The sequence below is a fragment of the Citreicella sp. C3M06 genome, assembly GCF_018860705.1.
GTDB lineage: Bacteria > Pseudomonadota > Alphaproteobacteria > Rhodobacterales > Rhodobacteraceae > Salipiger.
The window spans coordinates 36,489-55,610 of record NZ_JAHKQA010000091.1 but is presented as its reverse complement, the minus strand read 5'-3'; the positions used below and the strand labels follow the sequence as shown (position 1 = coordinate 55,610).

Genomic DNA, 19,122 nt, shown 5'->3' with positions numbered 1-19,122 from the left:
GAAAGATCTGTTTCAGCTTGGGACGCGCTTTTTGACGGCGCGCCCCAAGCCGCTGGATCGCTGCGCCGCCAGCCCCCGGCTTTGCCGTCAGGCGTGGATCGGAATCAGATGGTTGTCCCACGCGGCCTGAGCGATGGTCAGCGGCTTGACCGCGCCGCCGCGCACCAGCAGCACGCCGCCCAGCCCGTCGCTCGCCATGTAGCCCCCGGCATGCGGCGCCAGCCCGCAGACATCGGTGCGCGACACCGCGCCCAGAAAAACGCCCGTGTCGGAAAACCGGTGCAAGCGCCCGCCCCTCGGCGAGCTGATGGCGATCTCGCTGCCGTCGCCGCAGAATGCCACGCTGCCAGCGTAGCCATCCATCGCCAGCTCGTCTTCAAGCGGGGCTTCGCACAGCACCAGCTCCTCACCGCGTCGATGTAGCGCCAGCAGCGGCGGCGCATAGCCCGCCTCGCCTTCCCATTGCATCGCAAAGCCCACCAGCCCATCGGCGCGCAGCGCAAGGTGGCGGATCGAGTTCTGGTAAAACTCTGGCAGATCGCGCTTTTCCAGCAGTGCGCCATCCAGATCGACATAGACAAGGCTTGGCCGCATGGTGTCGGTGTTGAGCTTGGCGCGATCCCATTTGTCGGTCTGGATGCCGCCGTTGGCGATCACAAGGCTGGCGTGATCGGGCATCACCCGGATGTCATGTGGCCCGACTCCGTGGCTGGCGAATTCCGCCACGCGCCGATAGCCATCGGTATTCCAGACCCCGATGAAGCCTTCACTGTCGGCGACGCGCTGTTCGACCGTGTAAAGCAGCCGCCCATCCGGCGAGAAGGTGCCATGCCCGTTGAACTGGCGCTCGTCCGGGGCCTCCAGCCGGTGCAGCACTTCGCCGTCGCGGCAATCGATGACCAGCGCATAGGTGCCCGGACGGCGGGCAAAGCCCACCGCCTCGGCGCGGGATGGATGCGCCGCCGCCGCGTGGCCACGTGCCGGAAGCGGCACGCTGAACGCCGCCGAGCCATCCTCGCGCAGGCCCGCCAGCATATAGCTGCCGTCGGGCATCCGCGCTGCGGCAAGATAGGTTGGATCGCCCACCGATGCCCAGCCCACGGCAGGGCTGGCCGAGGCGGCAAGCAATGAGGCGATGAAGGCGCGTCGGGTGGTCATGGATCAGTCTCCGTCCTGAGAATTGAACCCGGCGGTCAGGCCTAGCGCGGCGCCAAGCTCACCCTTGATGGCTTCGCCGATGGCGTTGACCTGCTGCTGCACGATCTCGACGCGCAGCCGGGCCGAAGGGTCTTCGATGTCCTGAAACGACGGGTCGCTCACCCGCTCCGCCAGCTCGTGCAGGCGATCCAGCGCGGCATCGGTCACCGGCAGCGGCATGCCTCCGACCGCGTGGGCCAGTGCCACCGAGGCATCGGCGGTCAACAGCACGTTGCGCAAGCTGCGCTCTGAGCGCCACGCCTCGGCCCGGGTCGGGCGCGGGCGCTCGAAGCTGCCCAGCGGGTTGCCCAGCCGCGCCACGTCGGAAAATTCCAGCCCCGACAGTGCCTGCGTATACAGAACATCCATCGCCTCACCCTCGCTGAGGTACAGCGTGTTGCCCTCCTCGCCAGCGCTCAGCAGCACCTTGGAAAAGCCCTCCCACCCGGCGTCAAGCGCGCCAGCCTGCGCGGCGAGTTCAGCGGTCATGGTCTGCACCAGCGTGCAGGAATAGCTGTCCGCCTCGTAGCCTGAGAAATCGGCGTCGTAGAACATCCGTTCCAGCGCAAACAGCCCGCGCCCGGCGATGGACACTTCGGCATAGGCGGCGGGGTCGGTGCCGACCTCAGCCTCGGTCTTGATGAGATTGCCCAGCGTGCGCGGGGTAAAGCCGCGCACATCGGGCCAGAAGGCAACGCCAAGCGCGCCGGTTTCCGACGGGCCAATGCGAATGTCACCGATCTGCGTCCAGGCATCGAAGGCGGCGTTCCACGGGGCCCTCAGCGACTCGGGGGTGCAATCGGCGGAGGCGGCGACCGACAGCGCTGTCGCCGCTTCGGCAAAGCCCGCAAAGCCGGGCAGGATGACCTCGTCCAATGCCTCGGGCACCCCGGCGCTGGCGGGGGTGGCGGCAATCAGGGCGAGCAGGGCAAGGTGGCGCATGGGTCAGAGACTTTCCAGATAGCGGATCAGAGCAGAACGGTCGGCGGGAGGCATGGCAGTGACGGCATCGCGCTGGCGCTGTGCCTCGCCACCGTGCCAGAGCACCGCCTCGAGAAGCGAGCCCGCGCGGCCGTCATGAAGGTACTGGGTATGGCCCGAAACCTGCCCGGTCAAGCCGATGCCCCAGAGCGGTGGGGTCTTCCATTCGCGCCCGGTGGCGCGCCCCTCGGGGCGGTGATCGGCCAGTCCCTCGCCCATGTCATGCAGCAGCAGATCGGTGAACGGCCAGATCAGCTGAAAGCTGCGCTCTGGCGCGTCGGTCAGCCGGGCGGTGACATGTTTGGGGGTGTGGCAGGCGGTGCAGCCGGTGTCATGGAACAGCTGCTTGCCGCGCAGCACCTGCGCATCGTCCATGTCGCGCCGGGCGGGCACGCCAAGGCTGCGGCTGAAATGCACGACGGTCTCCAGCGCCTCGCGCGAGATTTCGGCGCCCTCGGCATCCACGCCATGCGGGGCCTCGGTGCAGCGGGTCTGCGCGGCGGTACAATCGCCGCCGGCGGCGGGGCGCAACCATGTCGAGATGCCGATATCGGTGGAAAACGCCGAGGCAATCTGATCGCGTATCGTCGGCTCTATCCCCTTCCAGCCAAAGCGGCCCAGCATGGGTTGGTCGTATTCGACCGACCAGACGATGGCCGCGCGCCCCGAAATGCCATCGCCGTCGCTGTCTTGCGGATCGGCGCGGGCAAGGATCTCGGCCGCTGGAATCGCTTCGAGCAATCCCAGCCCGATCATCTGCGGCGCCACGCGCGGGCTGAGCATGGCGCCCGGCGCCAACGGGCCATAGCCAAGCGCAGAAGCGGTGTAACGCGGCTTGCGCAGGGTCGCGGTCTCGCCCCCTGACAGCGGCACCTCGATCAATTCGTAGCTGACATCAACTTGCGCCTCGGCAGGCTGGCCGATGGCGCCGAAGTCCTGAATCTGGATGCCATAGACCGGGTCTGGCGCGGTGGCGATCCAGTCCTCGATGGCGGGCGCATCGGCCTCTGGATCGGCTGGCACCGAAAGTTTCAGCACCATCGACACCGCGCCGCCTCCGTCCGGCGCATGACCGCGCCCGTCGCGGATATGGCAGGCCTGACAGGAGCGCGCATTGTACAGCGGCCCGAGCCCATCGGAGGCGCGGGTCGAAGACGGCGACGGTGCCCAGAGCTTGTCGAACAGCGCCTGACCAAGATGCCAGCCCATCAGTGCCTCGCCCTGAATCCCCGCTGCGGGCTGGGCAAAGGCCTGAGCGTCGCGCCGGGCGGGCACGGTGGCGGCCCCGGCGGGGCGGGCCTCGAACGGCTCTGGCGCGGTGAAATCAGTGGTCGGGGCAACGGCTGCGGAAATGCGCGCCTGTTCGGCCTTGGTGCGGGGAATCTGGGACAGCTGCGGATCGCTTGCCGGCTCTGCCCCGAATGCCGCGCCGCCCCAGACAAGGGCGACGCAGACGAGCGCCTTATTCGGCTTCAGACATCGGGAAGGCATTGACCTGCGTGTAACCTGCTTCGCCCAGCCGGGCGTAAAGATCGAGCTGCGTTTCGAGAAAGTCGATATGGCCTTCCTCATCGGCGATCAGCTCTTCGAACAGATCCTTGGACACGTAATCCTTGACCGACTCGCAATGGTCGCGCGCCTCGATATACAGTGTGCGCGCCTCGTGTTCGGCCGCCAGATCCGCCTCAAGCGTTTCCTTGGGCGTCTGACCGATGCGCAGCGGGTCAAGCTTTTGCAGGTTGGGATGGCCTTCCAGAAAGATGATCCGGGTGATCAGCTTGTCGGCGTGGTTCATCTCTTCGATGGATTCCTCGCGACTTTTCTTGGCCATGTGACCAAGGCCCCAGTCTTCCTGAAGACGGTAATGCAGCCAGTACTGGCTGACCGCCGTCAGTTCCGAGCGCAGCGCCCGGTTGAGATATTCGATGACCTTCTCATCGCCCTTCATTGGATTTTCCTTTGTAGGTCCGAGGCCTTAGGCCACGGAGTTCCATGGGTACTTCAAGGTTGGCGTTCGCGCGCATCATGTGCAGGAAAAGCGGCATGCAGCTTCCGCAATCGGCCGCTTTCCCCAGAGCATGATAGACCTTGCCGGGGGTGATGATCGTCTGGGGGTCAGCTGCGCGCATCCAGTCGATGGCTGCATTGATATCTTTGTCCGATATACCGTTGCAACTACAGACGATCATCTTGCCGACCCTTTTACTGGAAGATCGCGTTAGGGTTGTCGAGGCTGTCCGAGCCTTCGATCGCCACATCCGAGACGTTCAGCTCTGCCACGATGCGCTCGATGGTGCGGGTCTGATCGATCAGCCCGTCGACGCCGCCCATGATCAGCGCTTCGCCCTTTTCATTGCCAAGCGCCAGCATCTGGTCATAGGCAAAGCCGCCCTCGGCCGCCTCCACGATGTCGCCAAGCGCCGCCATGGTGGTGTCCAGCTTGGCCTTCATCTCGGTGTCGAGTTCCGGGTCGATCTCGGCCACGAGCTCGGACAGCGACGGCCCTTCGACGGTGCTGCCATCAATGCGGGTGTAGCTGCCAAGATAGACGTTCTGGATGCCCTGCCCGTCGTAGAAATGCGAGATATGGGTGTTATCAGAGAAACAGTCGTGCTCTTCCTCGGGATCGTTGAGCATCAGGCCAAGGCGCATCCGCTCGCCCGCCTGCTCGCCATAGGACAGCGAGCCCATGCCGGTGAGCATGGCGGTGATGCCGGCATCCTCGTCTTCCATCAGCGCGGCGCGCGCGGCGCCATCGCTGCCCCATGCGTCGACCATCTCGTGCAGGTCGGCCACCAGCAGCGCGGTCGCGGCCTTGAGGTAATCGGCGCGCCGGTCGCAATTGCCACCCGTGCAATCATCGCCCTGCGCGTAGTCGGTGAACGGGCGTTCCCCGGCCCCCGGCCCGGTACCGTTGAGATCCTGCCCCCAGAGCAGGAATTCGATGGCGTGATAGCCGCGCGCCACGTTGGATTCGACCCCGTCCGCCTCGTTGAGCGTATCGGCGATCAGCTCGGCGGTGATCTCGGACGCATCGATCTGCTGCCCGGCGATGGTGACCGACGGGTTGGCAATGATGTTCAGCGCAGCGTATTCGTTTTCGTCGGTCGGGCCTTCGTAATCCTCCGAGACGTAGTCCATCAGCCCCTCATCCAGCGGCCAGGCATTCACCTTGCCTTCCCACTCGTCGACGATCGGGTTGCCGAAGCGAAAGACTTCGGTCTGCTGGTAGGACGGGCGCGAGCCGCGCCACGCATCGCGCGCAGCGGCCAGCGTTGCCTCCGACGGATCGGCGATCAGGGCGTCCACCGCAGCTTCAAGCGCTTGTGCGGTGGTCAGGCTGTCCTCGTATCCCGCCAGCGCGATGTCGGCGTAATTGGTCAGCACGTCGGCCTTGGGGGCGGCCAGCGCGGGCGATGCCAGCAGCAGCGCGACGGCGGTAGAGGTGGTGAATTTCATGAACTGTCCTCGTTGGCGTTTATTCTAAAGGTTGGCTGACGGGATCACTTGGTCAGGATGAGCTTGCCGGCCTTGGTGATGCGCAGGGTATAGACCTGCCCGTCGAGCTCGATTTCGGCGATGTTGCCACCATCGGTCATGTCGCGGGCACGGTGGCGGGGAAGCGCGGGGGTGGCGCGCTCGGTATCGAATCGCTGCTCCATCATCACGCGGCCTCCCCTGCCTCGATACGGTCCAGCAGCGCCTCGAGCGCCGCCTCTGCGGGCCACAGCCCCCCCAGCACAAGCTGGATCAGATCGTCCCGGCGCGGGCGAGCGGCCTGCGCAATACGAATGGTCTGGGTCATTGTCAGCCTCCTTGTTCCGGTCAGGTCGGGCTGCCCCGGATCACGGGGTGGCTGGACGCCCTCATATCTGAGCAAAAGCATCGGATATGTCAACCTGACAGTTTCACTCATCTTTAAGATCGCAAAACACGCAGGGCAGACGGTGAAAACCCACGCAAAAAACGAGGGAACGACCAAGGCGCCCCCTCGCTTGATGTGGTTCTGCGGTCTGGTTCGGTCCGCTTGGTCAGCGGATGTCGTCATCTCGGTCTTTGGCGCTGGTCAGCGCAAAGATGAGGACACCGATGATCGTGAGTCCGGCCAGACCAGCGATGAAGATATCGACGGACATGGCTGCCTCCTGTGGTGGTTGAAATCCTAACCTCCGGCAGGGCGCTTCGGTTCCGGAACCAATGGCTTTGCAACCCGGTTATACTTGCAAGACATGGCCGAGCCCCGGCTTGAAGGAGGACACCCGATGCTGCTGAGCCTGACCGACATGCTGACATGGACCATCGCCCCCGATGCGCCCGAACTGGTCCTGCGCGACCTTGTGTTCGATGCGGGCACGCGGAAGCTGGTCTATCTGTCGCTGGGAATCGGCATGGGGGGCGGCGGGCAGGCGCTGGCCCCGGCGTCGCTGATGGGCCGACCCGATCCGCAGACCCGGCGCGTCCCGTTGCGGATCACCGAGGAAGAGCTCAACCGCGCCCCGCACTGGACCGGCGAGACCGCGCAGATCGATGCGCTGTTCGGTGTGATGCCGCCACTGGTGGTCGGCCCCTTCGGCGCGACTCATGCACCGCTGGCGCTGGCCGCGATGCTGGGGTCCGGCGACGATCCCGAGCGCCAGACCGACCCGCGCGCCGAGGCGGCGCTGGACCGCTACGACCGGCTTGGGCGCTGGCTGGAACGCCCGGTGTTCGGGCGCGACGCCGAAATGGGGCATCTGGCCGACATACTGTGGAATGCCGAGGCGAATCGGCTCGACTATTTCATCGTGGCCCACGGCGGGTTCTTTTCGCAGGACCGTCGCGCCCTGCCGTTCTCGTCGCTGTCGCACCGTGCTCCGGGGGCCAAGGGCGGGCATCTCGTGCTCGATCTGCCCGCCTCGGAAATGGAGACCGCCCCGACCCCGGATCATCTTACCAGCTGAAAAGATATGCAGCGCGCCCCGGCAAGGCGCGCCTCTGGATCAGTTGCCCGTGGTTTTATGGCCCGCGCCGCCCTCGCCATGCGTCGGCGTGCGCGCCAGATCGACGGGAATCTCTACCCGCTTTTCGCCTGCCTTCTCGAAAGTCAACGTCACGATAACCTTGGCGTCCTGCTCGAACGGCGCCCTCAGCCCCATGAACATGACATGATCGCCGCCGCGCTGAAGCGCATGTTCGCCATGGGCAGGAATCGCAAAGCCGTCCTCGACCTCGGCCATCTTCATCACCCCGTTTGCATCGGAGATATGAGTGTGCAGCTCGACCCGCTCGGCCGCATCAGAGGCAACCGATACCAGCCGGTCGTCGCTGTCGCCGGTGTTTTCGATCCGCATGAAGGCGGCCCCGGTGGGCGCCGTCGCCATGGCGCTGCGCGCATAGGCGTCATGGATCACGATGTCAGCCTGAGCCGAGGTGGCAAGCGCAAGCGCAGCCGCGCCCGCAAGAAGAAACGTTTTCATCAGATGTCCTTTGGTCTGTCTGTGGTCTGCCGGAACGTCAAACCCGCGCCGGAGGATCACGCGCCTGCACTGCAGGCAACCTGCGCCCGGCGCCGTGCATGGCCTCGGCAAAGGCGGGCAAGACCAGCCAACGCTGCTCCCTGCCCGGCGGTATCCATGCAACGCCCAGCCCGTTGAACAGCGTCAAAAGACCATCCGGGCACAGGTGGCTGTGCTGGACCGGCTGGCCATCCGAATCGACCATGACAGTGACAAGGCCCATGCCCGAACAGATAACGATCTGCCCTGCCGGGACTGGCTGCGCACGCGCCACCGCCATCTGGTAGCCGGTCAACGCCAGTGCCAGAATCAGTAAAATTCCAATCAGTGGATAAGTTTTTCGCACCATCGCTGCAAAACTAGGCTGATCGGAAATTTCTGTCCCGCGACAAAAGGAAACAGCCCCGATGTGCTGACATCGGGGCTGTGGATAACTCTGTGCGTGGCGCAGTGCCACAACCGATCAGACGGCGGCAGCGCGCGCCTTGGCGATCTCTTTCTTGACCTTCAGCGCCGCGGCGCTGAGTTCAACGTCCTTAGCCTTGTCAAGAAACTTGTCGAGACCACCGCGGTGGTCGACAGAGCGCAGCGCATGTGCCGAGATGCGCAGCTTGACCGGGCGGCCAAGGGTCTCGGACTGAAGGCTCACGTCGTTCAGGTTCGGCAGAAAGCGACGCTTGGTCTTGTTGTTGGCGTGGCTTACGTTGTGACCCGTCATCGGGCCTTTGCCGGTCAGTTCGCATACGCGCGACATCGGGTACATCCTTTTGCGTTCGGGGCGGGCCACCAAGGCTAACAGATATTGCACTGCCAGCGCCGGCGGGTTCGCCAATATGGAAAGGGTGCCACCTGCAGGGGCCCCCGGAATCTGGTCGGGCTTCTCTAGCTTCAAGGCCCTTGGGCGTCAACCCTTCCTTTCAAGTCCTTGCCCTAACCTTTGTCGACCACCGGTACAGCCGTCTGCCCCATCGCGGCCAGCCGCTCTGCCAGCGCCGGGCGGCGGACCTTGGCGTAGCGCTGCATATGCCGGAAATAACTTGGCGAGCAGCGCCGCGAGGCGCGGTGCAGCGCAATGATCTCTGCCGCATCGATGCCGCCATCGACCAGCTGCGCCTGAAGATCGGGCAACCGCCCACCCTGTCGCAAGACGCGGCTCGGAGGATGCCCCCCGCCCGGCAGACGGCAGATCCGCAGTTTGGGAAACAGCGCCTGCACCATCCGGGCATGGGCCAGATCGGCACCGACAAAGGGATCGCACAGCAGCGCGCCCTCAAGGCTCTTGTGGCCGTGGCGCGCCAGATCCCCCGCCTGCCGATCAAACCCCGGCGCCTCGTCCCGGTAGCGCCGATCCCACGGCACCTCATCTGGATGAACCGAAACCTGCGGCGCGATGACGATGACCTGCGCCAGCCCCAGCACGGCAGAGAACCGCAGCGCGCCGTAACCGCCCATGGAGAACCCCATCGCCACGGCGCGCCTGTAGCGCTGCGCCAGCCCGCGCAGGGCGTCTTCCAGCGCCGTGGTCTCGGCATTGACGAACCAGTCGTTCCACAGGCTCTGGATATGCAGATGCGCATAGCCCCGCGCGGTAAAGGCCCGCACCGGGCGCACATCCTCGAAACTTCCTGCGTTGCCGACCCGCTGGCGAAAGCTGACAAACAGCCGTTTGCGCGCGCCCTTGAACAGATCCGCCCGCAACAGCGCCCCGTCAAAGACCCGCTCGGGAGTCATGCCGGAAGGCTTTCCCCAAGATAGGTCGCAAGCAGCTCGTCCGCAGCGGCGGCGGCAGTGATCTCACCGGCTTCGACCCGCGCGGCAAACGCCGCCATCGCGCCCTTTACCGGCTCGCGGCGCAGGCGAGCGAGCAGCCCTTCGCGCACCTCAGCCTCGAACCAGAATCGCGCCTGCTCGGCCCTGCGCCGGGCAAAATGGCCGTTCTCTCTTCGCCATGCCTGAAGCGCGCGCATCTCGGCCCAAGCGCTGTCGAGCCCGTTCTCAAGCGCCGCAGAGACGGTCAGCGCCTTGGGAAAACCCTCGGGGTCTTGCGCGCGCTTGCGCAGCAGGCGCAGCGCCCCGGCATAATCAGCGCAGGTGCGCGTCGCGGCGGATTTGAGATCGCCATCCGCCTTGTTCACAAGGATCATGTCCGCGGCCTCCATGATGCCGCGCTTGACCCCCTGCAATTCATCGCCGCCCGCGGGGGCTAGCAGCAGCATGAACAGGTCCGACATCTCGGCAACCACGGTCTCCGACTGGCCCACACCGACGGTTTCAATCAGCACCACATCAAACCCCGCCGCCTCGCACAGGTCGATCGCCTCGCGAGTGCGCCGCGCCACTCCGCCAAGATGGGTTTGCGAGGGCGACGGGCGAATGAACGCCCCCGGATGGCGCGAAAGCCGCTCCATGCGCGTCTTGTCCCCAAGGATCGAGCCGCCCGAACGGGCCGAGCTCGGATCAACCGCCAGCACAGCGACCCTGAGCCCCTGCGCAACCAGCATCATGCCGAAACTCTCGATAAAGGTCGACTTGCCGACGCCGGGCGTACCAGACAACCCGATGCGCATGGCCTCACGCCCTGCGCAGCGCAGCCTATCGATCAGATCGCGCGCCATGGACCGATGATCCGCCCGCCCACTTTCAACGAGCGTGATCCCTCGCGCCAAAGCGCGCCGTTCTCCGCTCAGGATACGTTCCGCAAGATCCTCGATATCCATGGTGCTGCCCCTCGACCGGTTCGTGCCTGAAAGAACCCGCCCCGCGCGCCCTTGTCCAGCCCCTCATCTTGGCCGCGATATCGGATGCCTCCGGCGGGGATATTTTTGGCCAGAAGAAGACTATGCGCCGCGCCCCAGTTTCTTCTGGCCAAAAATATCCCGGGGGGAGACTCCGCAAGGAGACGGGGGGCAGCGCCCCCTTCACCCTCTCAATACGCGCTCCAAGGCGGCGCACCAGAGTGGGGATCGCAGCTCTTTTCGGCAAGACCGCAAAATAGCAGCCCCAAAGCAGAAGCGGCATCGCCCAGCTCACTGGCGCCACGATACGCCTGCAAGTCGCCAGCTGCGTATCTGCAGTTGCGTCGCTTCGGCAGTGAAGAACAGGCAACAATTGCCCGGAACAATCGCTTTGACAAAACCTGTCCTAGCGCCGCGTGGCGAGCGAGCCATGTTGGCGGGGTAATGGCCACGTGATCGCCGATGAACTTGACCGCGCCCCATGCGAGGCGCTTCGGCCACCGTGTGCCCACATCTGGGCGCGGAGGGTCGATGAGCAGTCCGAAGTAGCGCCAGCTTGCATCTCTGCGAGCCACCCCCAGCGCCCGGTAACCGCTCTGCGCAGGATCCGCGTTCTGCGCTCCGATCGGTGTGTGGCGCTGCGACACGCCCCTGGCTACGGCAAGGGCGCTCTTCTCGCGCATCATCGCGGCGCCGGTGGGCTTCGACAGCGGAGCGTCGGCTGCAAACCCGGTGACTGTTGCATCGGAATGCGCGCAGGTCGCCAACGCCGCCGTTTCTCTTCCATCGGATGACTCGGCGATCAGCGCCTGGAATTGCGACGCCCTGACCGCCATGTGCATCGGCAGCGCTGCATTGTCGGGATCAGCGCGACCAAATCCACCTCCAAACAGGCATCGCCGCGCCAAGGCAACATCGCAGACCCGAGCCGCCTGCACCGGGGCAAAGACGAACAGAAATGTTCCGGTGCATATCGGCGCTTGCTAAAAATGCGACACGCCTTCGGCCGCGCGGAGAAGGGCCGCGATGTGGTCGAAACAGGTTTTCCAGCCAGTGCCCTGATGTCTCGGTCCAGCTTGCCCGGCGTCACCATGGCGCCGGGTCCGATCTATCGCCGAGCGCCATGTCGACAGGCAGCGCCCCGCTGCCCAGCGTGGCCCCGCATGCCGGCGGGACATCGACTGCCACCAGCCCCATATCGGCCGGACGCTTTGCCTGCTTGACGGTTGCAAGATGTCGCGCCGTACCAGTTGGGCGGCTCGATCTGTGGCCACTGCGCAGGATCCTGAAGCGCATGTCATCGCCTCCGCGTGCAGGTCTGGGGTGACAGGACTGCGCGCACGGGTGGGCTTTACCATGCCGCCTGACGCGCTATCGTCGATAAAGCACATCACGGAGGACATTTCCATGCAGATCATATGGCTAGGCCATGGCAGCTTTCGCTTCGAGATTGCCGACGAGGTTATCCTCGTCGATCCGTGGCTGTCGGGAAACCCGATGCTGCCCGACGAGCGTCGTGCCGAGGCGCTCGATGGCGCGACGCAGATCCTGCTGACCCACGGCCATTTTGACCACACCGACGACGTGGTGAGCATCGCCCGGGAAACCGGGTTGCCGGTTTCGGGAATGTTCGAGCTGACCTCGGTGCTCGAGGCGCAGGGCGTCACGGTTGGGCATGCCTTCAACAAAGGCGGCACCGCGATGTTCGGCGATGTGGCGGTCAGCATGGTGCCCGCCTCGCACAGCTCGTCGATGATGGTCGATGGCAAGGTCCAGTATACCGGATCGGAAGTCGGCTACGTGATCCGCGGCGACGGGCACTGCATCTATTTCTCGGGCGACACCACGATCATGGCCGACATGGCGTGGATCGGGGAGTATTACGCCCCCACTGTCGGCATTCTCTCGGCGGGCGGCTATTACACCATGGACATGGAAATGGCCGGCTGGGCGGCAAAGAAATACTTCGACTTCAAGACGGTGATTCCCATGCACTACCGCACCTTCGGCGCACTGGAACAGGATGCCGAGGTGCTTGCCGCCGAACTGCCCGGCGTTCGGGTGATCGAGCCGCAGGTGCTTGAGCCAATCACGCTTTGAGCCCGCTTTCCTCGCCGCGCCTCCCTGCCTATTGTGGCGCAAAAGAGGGGCGCGGATGAGCGGGCAATTCAACGTGATGATCGTCGGCCAGGCGGGCCGGCTGCAATACGAGGGGGTGCTGTTCGCCGTCTCATTGGCACGTAGCTCGCCGGGGGTGAAGCTGTTCGTCGCGGAACCCCAGCCCAACGCTCTATGGGAGCGCGACCCGCGCATCAGGGACGCCGAGATCCGCGCCATTATCGAGGACCATGGCGCCACGATCCTGCCCTTCGAGACCCGGCATTTCGGCCAGTCCTACCCCTATGGCAACAAGATCGAGGCACTGGCCGCCCTGCCCGAGGGCGAGCCCTTTGTGTTCTTCGACACCGACACGCTGGTGCTGGACGATCTGTCGCGCGTGCCCTTCGATTTCGACCGCCCGACCGCGTCGCTGCGCCGCGAGAACACCTGGCCGAAGATCGAGCTGTACGGGCCGGGCTATACCGCGACGTGGAAGGCGCTCTACGATCGTTTCGGGCTGGATTTCGACAGATCGCTGGATCTGAGCTGGCCCGATGAACATTGGCGGCGCTATCTCTATTTCAACGCCGGCTTCTTCTTTCACAGCTGCCCAAGGCGTTTCGGTCAGCGGTTCCTCGACTACGCACTGACGATTCGCGATGATCCGCCCGAGGCGCTGATCTGTCAGCACTTCGATCCGTGGCTGGATCAGGTGGCGCTGCCGCTGGTGATCCATTCCTTTGGCGGCGGGCGCGACACGCTGCCGCCGGGGCTGCTCGACGGATCGGTGACCTGCCATTACCGCACCTTCCCGCTGCTTTATGCGCGCGAAAGCGATGCGGTGGTGCAGCGGCTCGAAGAGATCGCCGCGCCGCATCGAATCAAGAAAGTGCTCAAGCAATACGAGCCGCTGCTGCGCACGCTCTATCAGGGGCGCGGGCACAAGGCGCGCGCGCTGTTTGATCGCAATGACCTGCCGGCGCGCGAACAGGCGATCCGCAACCGACTGAAGCGCGAGGGCTTCTGGATGCGTTAAAGATGCGTGCGCGAAAGCGCCCGCTCGGCGTCTTCCAGATGGGGCACTGCGTTGAATTGCGTCAGCACCAGCCCGGTGGACATCGGCTGAAACCGGTGCATCGAGCTGTTCTCGATCGCAAGGCAGGCATTGGCAAAGGCACCGAGCCCCAGCTCCATCGTCACCCGCATCGCCATGCCGATCACCCCGCCAGAGGTCACCACGACGGCCCGCCCCTCGCCGCCTGCGATCTCGGTGAGCACCTCGCTGACGCGCGCCTCGAACGTCGCGAAGGGCACCGGTGCGCCATCGATCGCATTGTCGCGCCATAGCCCGAACATCCGCCGCATGTGCAGCGCGAATTCTTCGCGACCGTTGGGCATATCGATGCCGTACTGCGCCTCGCAGATCTGCGCCATGGTGAAATATTCCAGCTCATCGAGGCGGGGATCGATCACCAGATCAAGCCCCAGCGCCATGGCATCGGCGGTCTCGCGATGCCTCCGAAGTGTGCCGCAATAGGCCCGCGCAAAGCGCTCGCCGGTGCCGCGCAGGTGCTCTCCGAGCCAGCGCGCCTGACAATGCCCCAGATCACTGAGCTTGTCGTAGGAGACTTCGTCGCGCGCGGAGCTGTTGGCCTGACCGTGGCGTACCAGAGTGACATGGGACATTTGGCACCTACCTTTCGCCTGCCTCATACGAGCCGTTGCACGAAATGAAAACCCGCAAGGGGGGCGCTGCCCCCCGTCTCCTTGCGGAGCCTCCCCCCGGGATATTTTCGGCCAGAAGAAACCGAGGCCGTGGCTCCTGTCGGACCTCTTGCTTGCCACCCGGAGGCCCCTGCAAGAGGTGCATCCCTGCGAAAGACGGTGCGCCATTGGCAAGAGGCGCCGGCAGGCCGACGTCTCCGCCGCAAGGCGGAGCGAGGCTTCCATGGGCCGCGGTACGCGGCGCCGTTTCGGAAAGGTCAGGCCTGTTGGTGACGCTCGATCCACGAGCGCATTTCCTCGGCCTCGTGGCGGGCTTCGCGCAGCCCTTCCATGGCGGCGGCGAGTTCGGCCTCGGTCTGCGCCAGCTGGTTGGTCAGCTCCGCCTCGCGCTGCTGAAGATAGGTGATCGCCTGATCGCGCGTTTCTTCCGCCTCGTGCAACTCCTGGCTCATACGTTCGAGCTGGTCGACATCGGCCTGGCTGATACGCTTGAACCGATTCACCAGCCAGTTCGAAAACCAGCCCATGCAATATGCTACGAAGAGAATGATCGCCGTGGCGATAACGAATTCGGTTCTGTTCATTCCCCGGCCCCGTCCGCGCCGGCATCGTCTCCGGCGGTTTCCGTATCGCCTGCGGAGCCCGTATCTTCAAGCTCTTCCAGCGTGGTTTCCGCCTCTTGTTCGGCTTCGGGCGCGATCAGCCGGAACTCGATGCGCCGATTCGCTTCGCGGCCCTCTTCGCTGCCATTGTCAGCGATGGGCTGTTCTTCTCCGTACCCTTTCACCCTGTAGGAGGCGGTCAGAACGTTGCGATTGCGCAGCGCGTCGAGCACGGACTGGGCGCGTTCCTGGCTCAGCTGCTGATTCATCTCCTCGCGGCCCTGACTGTCAGTATGGCCCTGTATTTCCAACGGGATATCGCCGCAGAGTTTCAGCAATTCACCGATATCATCCATCACGTCCTTGGCCGAGGCATCAAGATTCGCCGAGCCCGGCTCGAAGGTGATCTTGCGGTCTCCGATGATCTCGACGATCTGCGCCTCGCATTGTTGCGGCGTCGGGATGCCCAGTTCCGGGTCCAGCTTTTCCTGATAGGTCACGTTGATCTCGAATTCGGCCTGATCGCCCAGCTTATCGGCAAGCAGCACTGAGATTTCGTCGTTTGCATCCTTGTTGCCGGTGTTGCCCGACACCGTCACCCTGTCCGGGGTCACCCGGACGGCGCCGTTCGACAGCTCTCCGAGCGCCTCTATTCCCGCCAGAACCCGCGTCGCCCAGGCGTTGGGCAGATCCTCGTCGACCCGCGCCGCAGTATAGACCCTGTCCGAGCCGAACTGCGCCCGCGCGAGGCTGTCGACGGTCTGGCGGGTGATCTCGGAATTGACCCTCCCGCGCAGCTGCACTGCGCCTTCGGGCGATAGGGTCGCCGTGAATTCGCGCACCCCCTGTTCGGTGGCATCGGGGGTTTCCGGCAGCACCGCGTGCAGCGCGAAGACATCGGGCAGACCGCTTTCAAGCTCGCCGACCACCCGGTCGAACAGGGCCTGATCGGTGCCTTCTTCGGCCAGCAGCGCAATATCCGCGTTCGAGAAGGTCACCGAGCCGCGCCCCAGTTCGGACAACGCGCCGATTGCCATCGCCGCTGCATCGGCCCAGCGGCGCGACGGCACGCCCAGCCCGAGGCGGCAGGTCTCGTTGGCAGGGGCGCCCACCGCCTGCGCTGCGCCAAGGATCATGTCGCGCGAGGTTTCGGTATCGGCCGAACAGGCATCGAATCGCGGCCCGTCATCGTCGATCAGAAAACGCAGCGTGAACGGTGTGATCACCGGGCGCGGCGCCGACAGGTCCAGCACCAGCGTCACGCCTGTCGGCACCCTGCGTTTCAGATCCGCCTGCAAACGGCGGCGATCCTCGACGCTTTCAGTCATCGCCTTGATCGACACCGTGCCCGCCCCGACCGAGATCTTCGAGCGTGGCAGTTGCGCAAGGCTGCGCTCGGCAAAGCGCAGCGCAGCGTCCCAGCCTTCGGGCACGGTGAAATCGGCGGTTTCCAGCAGGTCAGACACCTCCCCGGTGTCGCCAACCGTGGTGCGAAAGCCCTCGAGCAGCTCTTCGCGGTCGGTTTGCGCCGGCACCAGCCCGATCACCGAGATGCCATCGTCGTTGCGCAGGATCTCGACCGAAAAGCGCGGCGGCTCGATCTGCTCGGCCTCTGCGACCAGCATCTGGTCGATCACCCGCGCGCTGTCCACCACGCTTCCTGCGGCCGTGACCGCCTTGAAACGCGCCGCTTCGTCCGGGGCCTCGCCGATCAGAAAGACCTGAAGGCCGTTCACATCGACCTCGGCCCAGTCGAGTTCCTCGACATCGAGCCGGTCCACCACCGCCTCGCGCGAGCTGCGCTCGACCAGAAAGACGGCAAAGACCGCAAGAAGGATGCACAGCAGGGCGGCGCCAGACAGCGTCGCTGCGGGAATGGCGAGTCGTGACAGGCGCATGGGTCCGCGGTTTCCTTCTTGTTATTTCAGAACCTGATAAGCCTCGGGCTCCGGTGGAGCAATCAGGCCAGCAGCGCGACGGCGAAAAACAGCACAGGCAGCAGACCGGCGTCGCGATTGGACCGGAACAGCACAAGCAGCCGGTCGTTGTCATTCACATCCAGCTTGCGCATCTGCCACAGAAGATGCCAGCCAAAGGCCCATGGCCCGGCGATCAGCAGCGCCAGCGTCAGGAACGCGCCGCTCGGGGCCGCAAGCGCGATGGCCAGCCCCATCAGCGCCACCGACGCCACAAGGAAGATCGCCAGCCAGCGCGGGGTTGCTGCGTCTCCGAACAGGCGCGCGGTGGATTTGACCCCGATCAGCGCGTCGTCTTCCTTGTCCTGATGGGCGTAGATCGTGTCGTAGAATAGCGTCCACGCCATGCCCGACAGGTACAGCAGCACCGCCGGCAACCCCAGCGATCCGCTATGCGCCGTCCACGCCAGCAGCACGCCCCAGTTGAAGGCGATGCCAAGGAACACCTGCGGCCACCATGTAAACCGCTTGGCAAAAGGATAGATCGCGACCGGCAGCAGCGCCAGCACCCCCAGTGCAATCGCCATCGGGGCAAAGCTCAGCAGGATGGCAAAGGACACGAGGCACTGGATCACCGCCCAGACCAGCGCCTGCCGTGTTGTCACCTGCCCCGAGGGAATCGGGCGCGACGCGGTGCGCGCCACCTTGCCGTCGATATGCCGGTCGGTGATGTCGTTCCATGTGCAGCCTGCGCCGCGCATCAACAGCGCCCCGATACCGCAGCCGACAAACACCCACAGATCGTACCAGCTGGCCCGCCCGTCGCTGACCATGGCCAGCAGCAGCCCCCACCAGCAGGGCAGCAGCAAAAGCCACGTGCCAATCGGCCGGTCGGCCCGGCTGAGCCGCAGGTAAGGCCGCGTCCAGGCCGGAGCGCGATGATCGACCCAGTTGCCGCGCACCGCGTCGCGGACCTGTCCATCTGCCTCTGGTCTTGTCTCGGTGGGGGCCATATGCTGCGCCTCATGACTGCGAAGATTAGACTGTTTGTAGATCACCCGCTTGGGGCGGGACAACCTGTGCCCCTGACACGGGAGCAGGCGCATTATCTCTTTTCCGTGATGCGGATGTCCACCGGCGGCAAGCTCCGGCTGTTCAACGGGCGCGATGGCGAATGGCTGGCCGAGATCTCTGAGGCGGGCAAGAAGGGCGGCATTGCCCTCTGCACCGAGGCGCTGCGCCCGCAAGTGATGCCGCCCGACCTGTGGCTGCTGTTCGCCCCGATCAAGAAGGCACGCACCGATTTCATCGTCGAAAAGGCCGTCGAGCTGGGGGTCGCGCGCATCCTGCCGGTGCAGACGCATTACACCAATTCCGAACGCATCCGTCAGGACCGCCTGCAAGCCCATGCCATGGAGGCAGCCGAGCAATGCGGCGCGCTATCCGTGCCCGAGGTGGCGGAGCTGGCCAAGCTTGACACCCTGCTGGCGGACTGGCCCGCCGAGCGGGCGCTGGTCTTTTGCGACGAGGCCGAGGCCGGCGGGCGCAGCGCGATGCTGGACGCCGCCCCGGCCCCGGCGGCGATCCTGATCGGCCCCGAGGGCGGCTTTTCCGACATCGAACGCGCCCGGCTGGGCGCCATGGCACAAACGCGGGTGATCGCGCTTGGCCCGCGCATTTTGCGCGCCGACACGGCGGCGGTGGCGGCGCTGACGCTGTGGCAGACCGCCTGCGGCGATTGGGGCTGAGATGCGCGCGCCATATTCAGACCGGCTGGCTCCGCCAGCGCCCGCAGCTCACAGGGCAGCCCGATGATCCGCCCCGAAGCGCGCGCCGCCTTTGCCCGCTGGTCCGAGGCGCTCTGGGGCTGCGGCGTGCTGGCGCTGGGTCTGTACTGGGCGTTTTTCACCGGCGGCGGGTTGCTGCACTGGCTGGGCTATGCGGTGGCGCTGGCCGGGGGGTTGCTGCTGCTGGCCGGCATCCAGCGCGGGCGGTTTCGCACCGGCAGCGGCGGGCCGGGCATCGTGCGCGTGATCGAAGGGCGCATCACCTATATGGGCCCCCTGACCGGCGGGGTCGCGGATCTGGACGCCTTGACGCGGCTGGAACTCGACCCGTCGGGCAAACCGGCGCATTGGATGCTGCATCAGGCGGGCCAGCCCACGCTGGCAATCCCGGTCAATGCCACCGGCGGCGAGGTGCTGTTCGATGCCTTCAGCGCCCTGCCCGGCCTGCAGACTGAACGGATGCTCTCGGTGCTCAATGGCACATCGCGCGAGGTGGTGACCCTGTGGCAGGAACCCACCAGCAGAATCGCACACCTCCGTCTGCATTGACATCGAGCGGCGGACCGCCCACTCCTGCCCGAACA

At 65.2% G+C, this 19,122-nt stretch carries 23 protein-coding genes; 5 read left to right on the top strand and 18 right to left on the bottom strand.

What is annotated here, in order from left to right:
- Positions 1-87 precede the first annotated feature (87 nt).
- From KO516_RS21125 to KO516_RS21090, 8 genes are read right to left on the bottom strand one after another with little or no spacing between them, the layout of a single operon-like run.
- A complete protein-coding gene (locus KO516_RS21125) occupies positions 88-1,158 on the bottom strand; it encodes a DUF1513 domain-containing protein (RefSeq protein WP_216005766.1) in 1,071 nt (356 codons plus the stop codon).
- Positions 1,159-1,161: 3 nt separating this feature from the next.
- On the bottom strand, positions 1,162-2,139 hold the full coding sequence (locus tag KO516_RS21120) for an imelysin family protein (protein ID WP_216005765.1): 978 nt from the start codon (positions 2,137-2,139) through the stop codon (positions 1,162-1,164).
- 3 nt (positions 2,140-2,142) lie between these two features.
- Complete coding sequence (locus KO516_RS21115; RefSeq protein ID WP_216005764.1) at positions 2,143-3,669, bottom strand: di-heme oxidoredictase family protein; 1,527 nt, start codon at positions 3,667-3,669, stop codon at positions 2,143-2,145.
- Positions 3,641-4,126, bottom strand: a complete 486-nt coding sequence (gene bfr, locus KO516_RS21110) for a bacterioferritin (RefSeq protein ID WP_216005763.1) — start codon at positions 4,124-4,126, stop codon at positions 3,641-3,643. Before bfr ends, KO516_RS21115 begins: the two co-directional genes overlap by 29 nt.
- Entirely contained in the window at positions 4,113-4,367 is a 255-nt protein-coding gene (locus KO516_RS21105) for a bacterioferritin-associated ferredoxin (protein WP_216005762.1), read from the bottom strand. Before KO516_RS21105 ends, bfr begins: the two co-directional genes overlap by 14 nt.
- A 13-nt stretch (positions 4,368-4,380) precedes the next feature.
- Positions 4,381-5,637 carry an imelysin family protein gene (locus tag KO516_RS21100; RefSeq protein ID WP_216005761.1) on the bottom strand — a complete coding sequence of 419 codons (1,257 nt, stop codon included), beginning with the start codon at positions 5,635-5,637 and terminating at the stop codon, positions 4,381-4,383.
- A 44-nt stretch (positions 5,638-5,681) separates the two neighbouring features.
- Positions 5,682-5,843, bottom strand: a complete 162-nt coding sequence (gene hemP / locus KO516_RS21095; protein WP_216005760.1) for a hemin uptake protein HemP — start codon at positions 5,841-5,843, stop codon at positions 5,682-5,684.
- Positions 5,843-5,983, bottom strand: coding sequence for a hypothetical protein (locus tag KO516_RS21090; RefSeq protein ID WP_216005759.1), 141 nt, complete (start codon positions 5,981-5,983; stop codon positions 5,843-5,845). The genes hemP and KO516_RS21090 overlap by 1 nt, the downstream gene beginning before the upstream one ends.
- A gap of 457 nt (positions 5,984-6,440) precedes the next feature.
- Here KO516_RS21090 and KO516_RS21085 point away from each other — a divergent pair, with 457 nt between their 5' ends.
- A complete protein-coding gene (locus KO516_RS21085) occupies positions 6,441-7,118 on the top strand; it encodes a PRC-barrel domain-containing protein (RefSeq protein ID WP_216005758.1) in 678 nt (225 codons plus the stop codon).
- A gap of 39 nt (positions 7,119-7,157) precedes the next feature.
- Here the strand turns inward: KO516_RS21085 and KO516_RS21080 are convergent, their stop codons facing one another.
- The 6 genes from KO516_RS21080 to KO516_RS21055 form a co-directional block, all read right to left on the bottom strand.
- On the bottom strand, positions 7,158-7,634 hold the full coding sequence (locus tag KO516_RS21080; RefSeq protein WP_216005757.1) for a copper chaperone PCu(A)C: 477 nt from the start codon (positions 7,632-7,634) through the stop codon (positions 7,158-7,160).
- A gap of 37 nt (positions 7,635-7,671) precedes the next feature.
- Positions 7,672-7,968, bottom strand: coding sequence for a hypothetical protein (locus tag KO516_RS21075; protein ID WP_252737774.1), 297 nt, complete (start codon positions 7,966-7,968; stop codon positions 7,672-7,674).
- A gap of 168 nt (positions 7,969-8,136) precedes the next feature.
- A complete protein-coding gene (gene rpmB / locus KO516_RS21070; RefSeq protein ID WP_216005756.1) occupies positions 8,137-8,427 on the bottom strand; it encodes a 50S ribosomal protein L28 in 291 nt (96 codons plus the stop codon).
- 176 nt (positions 8,428-8,603) lie between these two features.
- Complete coding sequence (locus KO516_RS21065) at positions 8,604-9,404, bottom strand: alpha/beta hydrolase (protein WP_216005755.1); 801 nt, start codon at positions 9,402-9,404, stop codon at positions 8,604-8,606.
- The gene (gene meaB / locus KO516_RS21060) at positions 9,401-10,390 is read right to left on the bottom strand and encodes a methylmalonyl Co-A mutase-associated GTPase MeaB (RefSeq protein ID WP_216005754.1); all 990 of its coding nucleotides are present in this window, start codon (positions 10,388-10,390) and stop codon (positions 9,401-9,403) included. The genes KO516_RS21065 and meaB overlap by 4 nt, the downstream gene beginning before the upstream one ends.
- A 209-nt stretch (positions 10,391-10,599) precedes the next feature.
- Positions 10,600-11,250, bottom strand: a complete 651-nt coding sequence (locus KO516_RS21055; protein ID WP_216005753.1) for a hypothetical protein — start codon at positions 11,248-11,250, stop codon at positions 10,600-10,602.
- 565 nt (positions 11,251-11,815) lie between these two features.
- Between KO516_RS21055 and KO516_RS21050 the strand changes: the two genes are divergently transcribed.
- Together KO516_RS21050 and KO516_RS21045 are read left to right on the top strand one after the other, a co-directional pair.
- Positions 11,816-12,508 carry a metal-dependent hydrolase gene (locus tag KO516_RS21050; protein ID WP_216005752.1) on the top strand — a complete coding sequence of 231 codons (693 nt, stop codon included), beginning with the start codon at positions 11,816-11,818 and terminating at the stop codon, positions 12,506-12,508.
- A gap of 55 nt (positions 12,509-12,563) precedes the next feature.
- Positions 12,564-13,544: a hypothetical protein gene (locus tag KO516_RS21045; protein ID WP_216005751.1), complete on the top strand. Its 981-nt coding sequence runs from the start codon at positions 12,564-12,566 to the stop codon at positions 13,542-13,544.
- On the opposite strand, the gene KO516_RS21040 is transcribed toward KO516_RS21045, so the two are convergent.
- From KO516_RS21040 to ubiA, 4 genes are all read right to left on the bottom strand, one after another.
- Positions 13,541-14,194, bottom strand: a complete 654-nt coding sequence (locus KO516_RS21040; protein WP_216005750.1) for a histidine phosphatase family protein — start codon at positions 14,192-14,194, stop codon at positions 13,541-13,543. The genes KO516_RS21045 and KO516_RS21040 overlap by 4 nt on opposite strands.
- Before the next feature lie 296 nt (positions 14,195-14,490).
- Positions 14,491-14,817 (bottom strand): hypothetical protein, encoded by a 327-nt coding sequence (locus KO516_RS21035; RefSeq protein ID WP_216005749.1) that lies wholly within the window; start codon positions 14,815-14,817, stop codon positions 14,491-14,493.
- A complete protein-coding gene (locus KO516_RS21030; protein WP_216005748.1) occupies positions 14,814-16,733 on the bottom strand; it encodes an OmpA family protein in 1,920 nt (639 codons plus the stop codon). The genes KO516_RS21035 and KO516_RS21030 overlap by 4 nt, the downstream gene beginning before the upstream one ends.
- A 62-nt stretch (positions 16,734-16,795) precedes the next feature.
- Positions 16,796-17,764 (bottom strand): 4-hydroxybenzoate octaprenyltransferase, encoded by a 969-nt coding sequence (gene ubiA, locus KO516_RS21025; protein ID WP_252737772.1) that lies wholly within the window; start codon positions 17,762-17,764, stop codon positions 16,796-16,798.
- Positions 17,765-17,776: 12 nt separating this feature from the next.
- On the opposite strand from ubiA, the gene KO516_RS21020 reads away from it, so the two are divergent.
- Positions 17,777-18,499, top strand: coding sequence for a 16S rRNA (uracil(1498)-N(3))-methyltransferase (locus KO516_RS21020; protein WP_216005746.1), 723 nt, complete (start codon positions 17,777-17,779; stop codon positions 18,497-18,499).
- A 63-nt stretch (positions 18,500-18,562) separates the two neighbouring features.
- The gene (locus KO516_RS21015) at positions 18,563-19,087 is read left to right on the top strand and encodes a hypothetical protein (protein WP_216005745.1); all 525 of its coding nucleotides are present in this window, start codon (positions 18,563-18,565) and stop codon (positions 19,085-19,087) included.
- Positions 19,088-19,122: the final 35 nt, after the last annotated feature.